The following is a 12,946-nucleotide window of genomic DNA, read 5'->3' on the forward strand; positions in this document are numbered from 1 at the left end:
CCAGTCTCGTCGGCTGCTTGTTTCTTTAGCTATGCTCGCTTACCTAGGGTTGGTTCTCACCACCAAAGGATTGCTGAACGGTCCCCAGTTCTGCGCTTTGTCTTTGGCTTTGACCGTAAACGTATAAGAAGTATTCGGAGAGAGTCCCGTGGCCGTGAATTGCAGATTGGAGAAGTTCTGCGTATAGCCGAAATAAACTCCGTTCCGGTAAATGTCATAGACCTCGATCCCGCTGGCGTCCGTCGATGCGGTCCATCTCATCGTAACCGAAGTTGCCGTCTTCGAGACCAGCGTCAGATTGCCGGGAGCCGTTGGGGGCGTCGTATCCCTTCCGGGCTCCGCGTCCGTCGTCACGACCAAGGGAGCGCTGAACGGTCCCCAGTTCTGTGCCTTATCTTTAGCCTTGACCGTAAACGTATAGGACGTATTCGGACTTAGTCCCGTGGCCGTAAACTGCAGATTATTGAAATTTTGCGTGTATCCGAAATAAACCCCGTTCCGGTAAATGTCATACACTTCGATTCCGCTGGCATCCGTCGATGCCGTCCAGCTCATCGTAACCGAGTTCGTCGTCTTCGACACTAACGTCAGATTGCCCGGGGCCGTCGGCGGCGTCGTGTCCTTGCCGGGATCCGCGTCCGTCGTTACGACCAACGGGTTGCTGAACGGTCCCCAGTTCTGCGCCTTGTCCTTGGCCTTCACCGTGAACGTGTAACTCGTATTCGGACTTAGCCCCGTGGCCGTATACTGCAAATTAGAGAAGTCTTGCGTGTACGCCAGATAAGCTCCGTTCCGGTAAATGTCGTACACTTCGATTCCGCTGGCATCCGTCGATGCCGTCCAGCTCATCGTCACCGAGTTCGCCGTCTTCGACACTAACGTCAGATTGCCAGGGGCCGTCGGAGGAGTCGTATCGACGCCCGTATCCGCGTCCGTCGTCACGACTAGCGGGCTGCTGAACGGTCCCCAGTTCTGCGCCATGTCTTTCGCCTTGACCGTAAACGTGTAAGTCGTATTGGGAGCGAGTCCCGTGGCCGTATATTGCAAATTGGCGAAGTCCTGCGTATACGCGAGATAAACTCCGTCCTTATAGATGTCGTAAACGTTTATTCCGCTCGCGTCCGTCGATGCGCTCCAGCCGAACGTAACCGAGGTTGCCGTCTTCGAGATCAGCCTCAGATTGCCGGGTGCCGTCGGAGGCGTCGTATCTCCCGGTTCGGGCTCTTCGCCCGCTCCCGGAGGCGGGTAGGCTTTCGATTTGTCGTCCAGAACCAGAACCCAATCGTTATTGACTCCGGTAGAGGGCGGAGTGAACGCCCGGGTTCCCGTGTTCGCGAAATCTCCGATCAACGTATTGGCGCCCGTCCTTGGGTCATACCAGTAAGCCGTAACCGTCGAGCCCGAGATTTTGCCCATATTGACCGTAAACGGAGTCCGCGCGTAGATCATGGCATAGCTTGTGCCGCGGGTGCAGCGGATATGGTCTCCGCCGGTTAAGGCGTTCGTTACCAAGGATTGGTCCGGCACGCGCTCGAGGAACGGCCTGGATTCGATCAGTCTCCGGACGTATTTCATCTGGATTCTGCCTTGCGCGTTCAGGGCGTCGTACCATGTGACATTCTCGTCCGCCATTCTCCCGGGCGCGCACATTTGCCAAATGGACCCATGACCGTACGTGTGGCCGAACGAGCCCGCGAAGACCGACCAATAGGCCGCTTGCCTGACGTCGTAAGGAGTGAACCGGCCGTTCTTGGAATCGAAGTTGATTCCGGCGTTCTCGTATCTGGGCTCGTCGTCCTGCACGGGCTTGACGGGGGTCCTTCCGTAATCGGCAACGATCACGTTGTAATTCGGATAGTTCTGGGAAGTATGGCCCGATTGATACATATTGAAGTTCAGCCAAGCATCGTTATGGAACCATTCGGAAGACGACTTCCCTCCCATCGGATGGAAGGATTTGATCTGCGTGCCGCCGCCGTCGGCGAGCCCCTGGGCCATCTGCCGGATCAGCTGCCGCTTGGCGTCGGTATCCGGGGCGCGATCGCCGCCGAGAACCCAGACGATATTGCTTCGGTTCGCGTACCGGCTTGCGATCCACTTGCCGAAGTTATACGCCTTGGCATTCGTGAAAATCCCTTTGTAAGGCTGATAGTAGGGGGAACCGCTGTTGTCGATGATATATTTGCCCCAGGTAGGGAGCAGCGCGACGTAGAGGCCGAGCGATGCCGCCAGGTCGATCACGTAATCGGCATGGTCCCAATAATCGTATTGCGCGCCGTTAGAGGGATCGCTTCCCGGTGTCGTTAGTGGCTTGTCGGGATCGGCTCCCGTCAGGGGAAGGTCCCCTTGGGCATTCGGCACGGTGAGGTCCCAGAAATGAGATAAGGCCACGATTTGAACGACATTGAAGCCTTGGTCGGCACAGCTCTTGAGATAGGTCTCCACTTCGGCGCGGTTCAGCCTCTGGAGCAATTCCCAAGCCGTGTCGCCCAGCCAGAAGAACGGGCTGCCGTCAGAGGCGACCAGAAATCTGCCGTTGCCGCTTACTTGCACTCTTTTATCTGCCGCAGGTATGTTGATCTCCTCCCTTGTAATCGCGTAATCGTCGGCATAGTACTGCCTTCTGCTTGCGTCCGTGTTCTCGTTCGTCCAATGCGGCTCGCCCCATGCGATGGAGAACGCATAGCGGTATTGGCTCGCCTTCATCGTTTGCATGTCGGGCAAGCCTCCGACCTCGGACAATCCGATCGGTTTCCCGCCGCCGAAAGCCCATAGATTATCGTGATGGCTTTGCAGAAATTCGTTATAGTAAATATCGTGCGTAAGAACATCGACCTTGCCATCCGTCCCGACGACGCCGTTCGTCACCGTACCCGGATAATAACGCCTATAGTCGTCAATGTACGGGTCGGATTGCCTCGGGCAATGGGAATTCCATACGAACAACAGATTGTTCAGTCCATGGTAGACGACTAACCTGTTATAGATTAGCTCCCATAAAGCTTTATAATTGTTCTTCTTGCCCCACCAGAACCAGTATCCGTTCATCTCATGATACGGCCTGAACAAAACCGGCACGCCGGCGTCCCGAAGGTCCTTGAGATGAACGGCGACTTTATCGTACTCGGCTAGCAGCCAGTTATAGGGAGCCGTGCCGGGCGTGATGCAGGCGTCGAACTCCGCCTGGGTCTTGTAGCCTTCGGTCTTGTTCGAATCGTTCCATACGTTGGCCCAGGTATTGGCCGTCAACGGGAATTGCTGATGCCACGAGAAAGCGACGATTCCGCCAGCCTGCCAATAAGCGATGGCCGCATTGACGGTCGCCCTTCTATAATTGAGAACGGTTGCATCGGAGACGCCCGTGATCGTTCCCAGCTCGAAGCTCGAAATCGCGGGATACTTCCCGCCGGATATGGGAAGCACCAGTCTGGTGATATTGCCGTTCGGTTCTTCTATCCAATTATGCTGGCCCGTCAGCATCCCCCGGTCGGAGCCGGACAAGTCGTTTAGATAGGACAGCAGTTCCTTGGATTGCCTCGAAGCATTCCCGTTTACAGGTGGTTGTCCTGTCATCCCTTCTAACCGCCTTTCCTGAAAATTTGGACAATATATTATATTCAGGACTACGATCTTGTTCCTCCGATAAGTAACTCGCGATATTCGACCAAATGAAAAAAGCCGGCATCGGAACCTTCCGATGCCGGCCGCAGCTGCGCCGTTTCTATTCATAGGCGGGTATGGCGCCCCGGCTTCGCAAGGTTTCCACCGAACCCCGGATGCTCTCCATTCTGCATTCTTGTACCAATCGTTGCCCTGGTGACCGGACGAACAAGGAGTTGATCAGAAGATACCCCCGTTTGACCAGCAAAAACAGGACCAGTCGGATTCGCGCCGGCAATCGATTATTCCATACCGCCAAAGATACCCCCTGATAATAGTAGCGGCGTTTAATCCATTCCGGCCTCAGGCGGCTGGCATCGATAAAATGGGCGACACTCATGCCGGGAATGTAGAGCAGCTTCTTGCCTTGGCTTTGAATCTCCTCAAACAGCCACGATTCTTCTCCGGACAACAACGAATTTCCCTTCCGTCCCAGTTCCTCGGGGAATCGGAGCTCCTTGAAGATCTCCTTGCGGATCGCCATGTTAGCCCCAAAGGGATGCAAGCGGCGCGGATACGTACGCTCCTTGTCGCCTAAGTTCACGATGGTAAATCCAAGTTCAAGCTCCTTGACCAGCCAATCGGGCTTGGAAGTCTCGAAGTTAGGGTGGATAATGCCTCCGATCGCCGCCGCATCCGGATAGCGTTCGAACGCCGACTGGACGCTCGTCAGCCAGGAGGAAGACGGGATCGCGTCGTCGTCGAGAAACGCGATAATCGAACCGGACGATTCGGCAATCCCCCTGTTTCTGGCTACGGACAGCCCCTGTCGCGCCTCGAATACGTATTTTAAGTTTACTTTTCCTCTTAAACGCTCGATGCACTTGGCAACGATCACGGAAGTATGATCCGGCGAGTTGTTGTCGACCACGATTACTTCCGCTTTCGCGATGCCGGATACGCTCTCGAGCGACAGCAACGTTTGTCGAAGCAGCTCGGCCCGGGAATACGTGCATATCACGACGGATACGGAAAGGCTCGAACGATTCGATTCCATAATCCCATTCCTTTCTGGTTATCGAATTTCGCGGCTGCGATCAGGAGCTGATCGGGATAAGCTCTTCCGCCGTTTGCGTCCTCAGCTCCTTGATTCTTCTTGCCGGCACGCCGGCATAAAGCCCGTCTGGTTCGCAATCGGAGCAAACGACGGCTCCCGCGGCGATGATGCATCCGTCGCCGATCGTTACTCCCGGCAGCACGGTCGCTCTCGCTCCGATCCAGCATCCGTCTCCGACCTTGATCGGTTTCCAGATGGATTCGCCGCCCCTCATCTCATGAGAGCCGATCTTATGCGTCGACGTGCAGAAGATAACGTCGAAGGCAATCTTGCAGTTGTTTCCTATCTCCACATGGTCTTCCACGACGCAGGAGTGGTTTAGAAAGGAGCCGTAGCCGATCTTGATATCGGTGCCTCTGAATTGGCACCTTGACCGGATAGCGTTGGTAAGCGTTTGGATGCCAAGCCGCCTGTACAGAAACGCCCGAATTCGATTCGGCAGAAGGCTGGAAGCCGCAATATTGTTGACAAGTATGGCCCATATGAAATCTTTGATTATCTCTATATCCATTCGAACACAGCCTCCTATTCGGATGAGCCATCCAGCCACTCAAACCAATCATGACACGTTCCATCGTTACCAATGTCTGCGCCACCCGAATGAGGATTTTGCCCTATTCGCTCTTCATCACCGGCTCGACTGCCTCATCTTAGACAATTCATCCCTTGTCAGCACGCGGTCGTTAGCGTACAGCGCCTGAACCTGGTCCGGAGCGTTCTTTTCCTCGATCATCTCGGACCATGTCATAAACCAGACGTAATGGTTCTGAGCTTCGGATAGCACTTCGTCGGCAGGCAATTCCCCGTTCTCCCCCAAGGCGACGGGTTTGCCTTCGGCCAACCGGACAAGCCGGTCGTAGTATTCCTGTTCGTATTTATTATCGTAAATATCGATGGCGATCACATCCGCGCGCTCCGGCCCGACATAATACTTCTCGAAGTCGTCTGCCCACTCAAGCGTTGCCGCGCTCCATACCCACAGCAAATTGTTAAGCTTATGCACTTTCGTATATCGCTCGTACATGATCTCCCACAGCTTGGCGAAGTCGGGCTGCCCTCCCCACCAGAACCACTTGCCGTTCATCTCATGGTAGGGCCGCCACAGGACCGGGACGCCCGCATCCCGAAGCTTCTTGAGATAAACGGCCGTCCGGTCGAGATCCGCGATGTGCTTCTTGTAGAGATCGGTTCCCGGCGTGATGATCTCTTGAAACGTCTCGCCGGAAATCCCCCCGTTATTGATCATGTTCCAGCAATAGCAGGCGCCGGGCTGGTTCATGTGGTAGCTGATCGTCACGATGCTCCCCGATTTATTCCACTCGATGGCGTTCTTCACTACCTTATCCCGGAAGCCGGCGAGCTCCTTCTCGGTTTGATTCGTGATTCCGCCGAACTCGTATCCTTTGACCGCCGGATAGTCGCCCGTAAGCTGCTTCAACCATTTGTAATAATGATCGGGAGCTTCCAGATAATCGTGCTGGCCGCTCAGCGTATATTGGCCGTTAATCTCATAGAGCAATCGGAGCAGCTTTTGCGCGCCGTCCGAGGCATTTTTGTTTACGGGCTTGGCTTGAATCCGATCTTGGGCGGAATTCGCAAGGACGGTCATGCCTAAGAGAAATAGAACCAGGACGGCTCCCCCGCAGATCGCCCAAGCTCGGTTGATCCTCATAGCCTGGCATACCTCGCCTCGTTTACTTCTGCATCCGCCACTTTAATCCAAGACTTCGTCTCGAAGCAGTAGCGCCGTACGACTCGAGCCGGAGATCCCACCGCGATACTATAAGGCGGGACGCGTCCCTTGACGACGCTTCCCGCGCCGATGACCGAACCCTCGCCCACATCCGCGCCGGCCAGAATGCATACGTTCTGTCCAAGCCACACCCCGGCGCCGATCCGGGTCCGCTTGGAGGCGGCCGGTTGATCCATGTAAGGCGGTCCAAGAGGATCGAAGGAATGGTTATTGTCGCTTATGTAGCATCTCCCGGCAATCATGACTTCGTCTTCGATGACGAGAGATTCCACGCAGGAGATGTGCACGCCATGCTCCATCGTCACTCGATTGCCGATTTTCAGAATCGGCGCGCCCGCTCCCCCTTCCGGGGGATAAGCTTCGATTCGGCAATAGGGGCCTATATACACTCTTTCCCCCAGCTGAATGAGCTCCGGGTTTTCCGTATAGAATGGGGGGCTTACGCTAGACCGGGAGCCGACTTTGTAGAATAGGTGCCGGTACCACAAGACCGTATAGAGTTTGTTCCTTGCCTTGCGAAGTCCTTTATGAAGGAATCTTACCCCTCCGGACATACGCATTCCTCCCTTTGATACCATACGCGGCACTATTGATCATTGCTGCGACCGCACGGCAGCCTGAGTCTTTCTGCCGCGAATCAGGCTTATCAACCATCTATAATCGTCCGAGCCGGGCAGCAGCGTTCGCAGATTAAAGCGGAATTTCCATTCGAATACGACGGCAACGAAGAGCAGCCTTATCACGGAAGTCAGCAGCAGGGCCCAACCGGCCCCGATCACGCCATGCTCCGGCACGAGGTAATACATGAGCGGAATGATCAGCACGACGCCTATCGCCTGCGATACGGTAGCGACGAAGGGCTTCCCGGTCGCCATGAAGGCTTGGGCCAGCATGAGGGCCGCGCCGCTCAGAACGACCTCGAGCACGAGCAGCCGGAAGATATCGGTCGATCCCTCGAAGCTGGAGCCATAAAGAAGATGGATCAGGAAGGGAGCCGCGACCGTGAAAGCGGCCACGAACGCCAATGCCGCAACCAGGCTTAATTTGAACACCCGCAAGGTCAGGAGAGCCGCGTCCCCGGGCGGAAGGCTCGATGCTTTGGGATACAGAACCATATTGATCGAGGACGAGAACACGGCCGCGACCCGCGAGAAGCTTACCGCCACGACGTACAGCCCTAACGGCCCCGGAGCCAGAAGATGGATAAGGATTATCTGATCCAAATACAGGATCAGATTGCCGAGAAGATCAATGCCGTACGCTCCGAAGCCGTAGGCTAGAATCTTCTTATAAGCCGACCGCATTCCGGCGAAGACGGGCCTATAGATCCGCATGGCTCGGATCATCGCCAGGACCGTTACCGGTATGTACGTAGCCGTATAGGCGATGGCCGAAGTAATCGGCGTCAATCGGTCCCCCATGGCCAGAAGCAGCAATGCCGCTAGGGTCAATAGAGGCACTAGATACCTCATTCGGTTGAACAAGTGAAATTCTTCCCGTCCTCGAAACAGGGCGTTATGCATAAAGAAGAGAAGCACGAACGGAGTGGTGGCCATTAGCCATTGGGCGGCAACCACGTCTTCCGCCTCCACCCAGGCCGGAATGAGCAGCAGCCCTGCCGCAACGCAAATCGCTCCGGCACAGACGGTAAGCCACAACGAAGCGTAATACAGTTTCGCTTCATGCATCGGGTCTTTCTTCATATGGTAGAGCAGCGCGGCATGAATTCCGAAGGTTCCGGCAAAGGCAAGGAATTGCGGCCAGAGGATCAAGGCCGTCTGAACGCCTCTGCCCTCTGGGCCCAGGAAGCGAGCCGTTATTATTCCCGTCGCCATGTTAACGACAAGGATGGCAACGCTGATAGCCATCGTTATGAGCGTTTGTCCGAGCAATCCTTTGCGATTCGCCTTAGAGCGCGGAGGCAGCACGCTGCTTGCCGTCGTATCCGTCCCGGCTCTAATCATGACATCGCACCGTCGTTCGTTCCGTCTATGTTGCATTTAACCTCAAGGCAGCCTGCAATCACCGGGTTTCCACCTTTCCGACGACGCGTATTCCCTGAACGGAAGGCCCAGGAAGCGATGTCGCCAACCAAGCATTTCTCTTGCTTCTGCGTCCTTCACCTTCTGATCACGTTTCGAAAAAGGAGAAAGACGATAAACCATGGCTCCAAGATGTATCTTTTCCAAAGCCTTCTCGGTTCGGAGAATAAACGATACAGCCATTCCAAGCCGAGCCTCCCCAGCCATCTCGGCGGCAGCGGCTTGACGCCGGCGTAGTAGTCCATGAAGGCGCCCAGACTCCAAATAAGCTTCGTTCTCAGCCGATGGACATTGCAGCGTATCCAGTCCTCCTGTATCGGCATCCCCATGCCGACCAGCACGAGATCGGGTTCGAACCGGTTCACGAGCTCGATCACTGCCTCGTTCTCAGCGGAATCCGCCGACTTGTCGAAATACCCGTGATAACAGCCAAGCTGCAGCTTAGGATGATCGGCGAGGAACCGTTCCGACGCCTTCTCGGCCACGCCGGGCTCGGATCCCAGCAGGAACACTCGATACCCGCGCTCTTCGCATTCGCTGAACAATCGAGACAGCCAGTCCAAGCTTGTCAGTCTATGGCTTCGATTAAGGCGATGGCCGAATAGCCGACCCAGCCACACGATGGGCATTCCGTCGATATGAATCAAGTCGGCTCGATCGTAGAAAGCACGCATCGATTCCACGCGGTTCGACAGGTACAGGCTATGAAAATTATGATTGCCGATCACCTTGGTATCTTGGCCCGCGTTGGCCTGATGAACGTACTCGATCAGCTCGTCTTCATTAAGCGCATGGAACTTGATGCCCAGCATCTCGTAGCTCTCCACGATCGACCGCCTCACTTCGCTATTGTAATTAGATTCCAAGCAGGGACTAATAGCTTCCGGATTAAGTTCAACCTTTGCGGTACGGGCCGGCGGCCGGCAATCACCGCTTCTCGCCTCTTCCGACGCGCAATTCCCTGAGCAACAGGCCAAGGAACTTCATGTCGTCGAGCAGATACCTTCTCCAAAGCCTTCTCGGCTCTTGGATCAAACGCCACAGCCATTCCAGGGACGACCTCTGAAGAAAAACCGGCGCCCGTTTGACTTCGCCCGCCATATAATCCAGGGCGGCGCCGACGCCAATCGAGATCGGCGCGCCGTATTGCCTGTAATGGCGATGAATCCATTTCTCCTGCTTCGGCGCTCCCGCCCCGACAAGAACGATATCCGGCCGCTTGCTGCGGAGCATCGAAATGATCCACCGGCATTCCGCCTCGTTGCTTTCGAATCCGTAGGACGGAGAATAGGTGCCTACGATGTTGATCTCCGGATACTTCGCCTCCAGATTGAGCCGCGCCTTATCGGCTACCCCCTCCGCCGCGCCGAGAAGAAAGATCCGATACCCCCTCTTCGCCAGCCGGCGGCCAAGCTTCGGCATGATATCCGACCCCGCGACCCGTTGCTTAAGCGGAGTCCGCAGAAGCCGGGAGGCCCAAACGATCGGCATTCCGTCGGCGACGACCGCCGTCGCTTGGCTGTATACGTCCCGAAAGTGGGCGTCCTGCTGCAGCTTCATGAGATGATCCACATTGCAGGTGAGGATATAGCAGGGCTTGCCGGCCAGGATCGCGCGGTCCATAAAGGCCAGCAGGTCGTCAAAATCGTAATTGTCGAAGCCTATTCCAAACAGCTTTACCTTGCTCATGCGAACTTCTCCTTATCGGAGTTCGATAAGGCGCCTGTCGCGTTGAGATAGATGCAGAACGGGAGGATAAACTGCAAGGTCGATAACGTATTGTCGGAGAGAGAGTAGATCAGAAAACCGATAATCAGGACGGCAATATAGATGCGCAGCCCCTTCGCGGTTTCGCGAATGACAACCGAAAATAGAAAGAAGAGCGCCGCGAACAGAATAATCGCGCCTATTAGGCCGCCATCGTAATAAAACCGAATGTATTCGTTATGGGGGACCGTAAAGCCCTCGAAGATGCTGCCGTCGTTCGCCACGAGGACGGCGCCGAGCCCTTTGCCGAACCAAGGCGAGCCCTCCGCCCCCTTAAGAAAGTAAGTCCAGGCTTCAAGCCGACCGGAGAGATCGATCCCCGCGCCCGTCGTTCTCTCGAAGGAGCGTTTCTTTAGGTTGTCGAGCTGCAGCCACACGGAGGTTCCCAGCACGGCGACAAATCCGATCAACGGGATCAGGAGCGCGGTCTTTCCTTTCAGGTACTGCTTTACCAGGTCATACAGGAAGAGAAAAACCATCAGCAAACACGAGATCAGCGCGCCTCTTGTGCCGGTCAGCAGCAGAATCAAGAAGTTGATCGACATCATCGAGTAATGGAAGACCAGCCTATCCGGCCGACGCTTCGCTTCGATGATCGATACCATGAACGCCATGAACGCGAGGAAGGCAAGATGAGGCGGAATGTTGGCTCCTTCCAATCGGACGGCGCCGGTGAATTCGGTCAAAAACAGGCTGTAGAACCCGACCGTATCCAAGGCAAAGCCGACGAATACGCTGATAAGAGGCAAGAAGCAGATGAGATCGACAAGCTTGGCGGCGACCGGCTTCGGCCAACGAATCAGCATCATGACGAACGGCGAGGACAAGCCGATAAACGCCTTGATCGGTTCGAACGCTCCAAGCGACGGAGGCCTATCGGCCAGAAGGTAGGTGAAGGCCAGCATAACGGCGAGCGCGACGACGGGCGCCGCTTTCTTCCCGTAAACTCCGTACTTGAGGGCGGCAGGCAGGCATAACAGCAGGATAAAAAACTTTTGAAGCGATAGCAGGTCCATTCCTAGCACATGGACGTCAAAGAGATACTGAACCGAGACGGCCGAAGCGGCGAGAAGCAGATATCCGCCCCAATGAGGAGACTGAACGGTCAGCAGGACGACCGCTATGCCGACGACGGCAAGGGCCGTAAAGAGCGGCTGATAAGCAACGGAGATTCCTAGCCCCGCAGCGACGAGCACCAGCAAGGACGGCGGCACTTTCGCTGCTCCATATCCACCGAGCGCGAGTTTGTTCATAGGCAGGCGTCGCCTTACGCTTCGTTCAGCACAAAGCCAAGAACGTTAGCTTTCACGTGCGTAAGCAGCTCTTTCGACTTGACCGCGGCTGACTTCTTGACTTTGCCGGCACGAATGACGAATACGATTCCGTCGCATTTCGAAGCGATCAGCTGAGCGTCCGTCACTTCAAGCAGAGACGGCGAATCGATGATGACGGCATCGTAATTCCTCCTGGATTCCTCCAGCAGCTTCTCCATGCGGCTGGACGCCAGCAATTCGGACGGGTTGAACGGGGTAGGTCCGGAGGTCAGCAAGGTGAGCCTTTCGATCCCGCTTGAAATGGTGCAAGCCTCGACCGGCGTCCCTTCGGCAAGAACCTGGGTTAACCCCGTCCGGTTCGCGATTCCGAATACGGAATGCAGAACCGGGTTGCGGAGATCGGCATCGATCAACAGAGTCTTCCGGCCCTCCTGCGCGTAGGCGGTCGCCAAGTTGAATGCCGTCGTCGATTTGCCTTCGTTACGGATGCTGGACGTAACGGCAATGATGGCGGTGTCTTTGCCAGCGAGCGAATATTGCGCGTTCGTCCGCAGCGATCGGTAGGCCTCGGATACGGATACTCCCGGGATCGTCATCGTAATCACCGGTATCTTATTGGTTTGCCGTGGCATAGACGCCATCCCCTACCTTCCTTGCCGACGTTTTTTTGCGGCTCTTCACAGGGTCGATTCGGCCGACTACGGCCAAAGAGGGAATACCGAGAATGTCCTTCGCGGTTTCTTCGTCCCGGATCGTTTCGTCAAGATGCTCCTGCAGGAACGCGATCGCGATGGCAACCGCCAGAGACAGGACGAAGGCGATAACGGTGTTCAGAATCAAATTCGGCGTAACCGGCTGCGGTCTTTTATCGAGCGACGCTTGTTCGAGTATGGTGATGTTGTCTTCCTTCATCACCTCCGCCGCCTTGGCCTGCAGCGACATCGCCACGGCATTGACGATCGTCGCCGCCTGCTCATAGGAGCTGTCGCGCGCCGCGATGGTGATCACTTGCGTATTTTCGCTGGCGGTAAACTTGACCATCTCCATCAGCTCTTCGCTGTCCATCCCGTATTCCGGATGCTCGCTCGCCACCGTTCCCATCACGGCACCCGTGCGGGCCAGCTCCAAGTAGGTCTTGGTCAGCAGCACGTTCACCGATACGTCGTCCAGCGTGATGCCGGCATCGGAGGTTTTGTTGACGATCACCTTTACGGACGCTTCGTATTTAGGCTCGATCATGTAGTGGGTGAACAAGCCCGCCGCAAGGCAGCAGACGACCACAATCGCGGATATCATTCCCAATCGGTTTCGAATCACGCCGGCCATTTTTTTAAGATCCATCTGCATTTCCCTTCTCTCTTCAGTTCTGGTATCGCCCGTTCGGATGACCGGA

General features: G+C 55.7%; 11 protein-coding genes. All 11 read right to left on the reverse strand.

From position 1 onward, the window contains the following. Nucleotides 1-39 precede the first annotated feature (39 nt). On the reverse strand, nucleotides 40-3,573 hold the full coding sequence (locus H7B67_RS13450) for an apiosidase-like domain-containing protein (RefSeq protein WP_185120364.1): 3,534 nt from the start codon (nucleotides 3,571-3,573) through the stop codon (nucleotides 40-42). Between the two features lie 148 nt (nucleotides 3,574-3,721). After that, a complete protein-coding gene (locus H7B67_RS13455; RefSeq protein ID WP_185120365.1) occupies nucleotides 3,722-4,657 on the reverse strand; it encodes a glycosyltransferase in 936 nt (311 codons plus the stop codon). Nucleotides 4,658-4,697: 40 nt separating this feature from the next. Further along, the gene (locus H7B67_RS13460) at nucleotides 4,698-5,228 is read right to left on the reverse strand and encodes an acyltransferase (RefSeq protein ID WP_185120366.1); all 531 of its coding nucleotides are present in this window, start codon (nucleotides 5,226-5,228) and stop codon (nucleotides 4,698-4,700) included. Between the two features lie 117 nt (nucleotides 5,229-5,345). Continuing rightward, complete coding sequence (locus H7B67_RS13465; RefSeq protein WP_185120367.1) at nucleotides 5,346-6,389, reverse strand: glycosyl hydrolase; 1,044 nt, start codon at nucleotides 6,387-6,389, stop codon at nucleotides 5,346-5,348. Further along, the gene (locus H7B67_RS13470) at nucleotides 6,386-7,024 is read right to left on the reverse strand and encodes an acyltransferase (RefSeq protein WP_185120368.1); all 639 of its coding nucleotides are present in this window, start codon (nucleotides 7,022-7,024) and stop codon (nucleotides 6,386-6,388) included. The genes H7B67_RS13465 and H7B67_RS13470 overlap by 4 nt, the downstream gene beginning before the upstream one ends. Before the next feature lie 39 nt (nucleotides 7,025-7,063). Then, complete coding sequence (locus tag H7B67_RS13475) at nucleotides 7,064-8,434, reverse strand: lipopolysaccharide biosynthesis protein (RefSeq protein ID WP_185120369.1); 1,371 nt, start codon at nucleotides 8,432-8,434, stop codon at nucleotides 7,064-7,066. 155 nt (nucleotides 8,435-8,589) lie between these two features. Further along, nucleotides 8,590-9,339, reverse strand: coding sequence for a WecB/TagA/CpsF family glycosyltransferase (locus H7B67_RS13480; RefSeq protein ID WP_185120370.1), 750 nt, complete (start codon nucleotides 9,337-9,339; stop codon nucleotides 8,590-8,592). A gap of 100 nt (nucleotides 9,340-9,439) precedes the next feature. Beyond that, complete coding sequence (locus H7B67_RS13485; protein ID WP_185120371.1) at nucleotides 9,440-10,201, reverse strand: WecB/TagA/CpsF family glycosyltransferase; 762 nt, start codon at nucleotides 10,199-10,201, stop codon at nucleotides 9,440-9,442. Further along, on the reverse strand, nucleotides 10,198-11,532 hold the full coding sequence (locus H7B67_RS13490; RefSeq protein WP_185120372.1) for an O-antigen ligase family protein: 1,335 nt from the start codon (nucleotides 11,530-11,532) through the stop codon (nucleotides 10,198-10,200). Before H7B67_RS13490 ends, H7B67_RS13485 begins: the two co-directional genes overlap by 4 nt. A gap of 14 nt (nucleotides 11,533-11,546) precedes the next feature. Continuing rightward, nucleotides 11,547-12,185, reverse strand: a complete 639-nt coding sequence (locus H7B67_RS13495) for a CpsD/CapB family tyrosine-protein kinase (RefSeq protein ID WP_185120373.1) — start codon at nucleotides 12,183-12,185, stop codon at nucleotides 11,547-11,549. Continuing rightward, complete coding sequence (locus H7B67_RS13500; protein ID WP_185120374.1) at nucleotides 12,166-12,894, reverse strand: YveK family protein; 729 nt, start codon at nucleotides 12,892-12,894, stop codon at nucleotides 12,166-12,168. Before H7B67_RS13500 ends, H7B67_RS13495 begins: the two co-directional genes overlap by 20 nt. Nucleotides 12,895-12,946: the final 52 nt, after the last annotated feature.

This window comes from Cohnella thailandensis, assembly GCF_014212135.1.
In the GTDB taxonomy this organism is placed as follows: domain Bacteria; phylum Bacillota; class Bacilli; order Paenibacillales; family Paenibacillaceae; genus Cohnella; species Cohnella thailandensis.

What these genes read in the sequence shown, in the direction of transcription:
- H7B67_RS13450 (WP_185120364.1), bottom strand. Translation starts at nt 3,573, where the DNA reads ATGACAGGACAACCACCTGTAAACGGGAATGCTTCGAGGCAATCCAAG.
- H7B67_RS13455 (WP_185120365.1), bottom strand. Translation starts at nt 4,657, where the DNA reads ATGGAATCGAATCGTTCGAGCCTTTCCGTATCCGTCGTGATATGCACG.
- H7B67_RS13460 (WP_185120366.1), bottom strand. Translation starts at nt 5,228, where the DNA reads ATGGATATAGAGATAATCAAAGATTTCATATGGGCCATACTTGTCAAC.
- H7B67_RS13465 (WP_185120367.1), bottom strand. Translation starts at nt 6,389, where the DNA reads ATGAGGATCAACCGAGCTTGGGCGATCTGCGGGGGAGCCGTCCTGGTT.
- H7B67_RS13470 (WP_185120368.1), bottom strand. Translation starts at nt 7,024, where the DNA reads ATGTCCGGAGGGGTAAGATTCCTTCATAAAGGACTTCGCAAGGCAAGG.
- H7B67_RS13475 (WP_185120369.1), bottom strand. Translation starts at nt 8,434, where the DNA reads ATGATTAGAGCCGGGACGGATACGACGGCAAGCAGCGTGCTGCCTCCG.
- H7B67_RS13485 (WP_185120371.1), bottom strand. Translation starts at nt 10,201, where the DNA reads ATGAGCAAGGTAAAGCTGTTTGGAATAGGCTTCGACAATTACGATTTT.
- H7B67_RS13490 (WP_185120372.1), bottom strand. Translation starts at nt 11,532, where the DNA reads ATGAACAAACTCGCGCTCGGTGGATATGGAGCAGCGAAAGTGCCGCCG.
- H7B67_RS13495 (WP_185120373.1), bottom strand. Translation starts at nt 12,185, where the DNA reads ATGCCACGGCAAACCAATAAGATACCGGTGATTACGATGACGATCCCG.
- H7B67_RS13500 (WP_185120374.1), bottom strand. Translation starts at nt 12,894, where the DNA reads ATGGATCTTAAAAAAATGGCCGGCGTGATTCGAAACCGATTGGGAATG.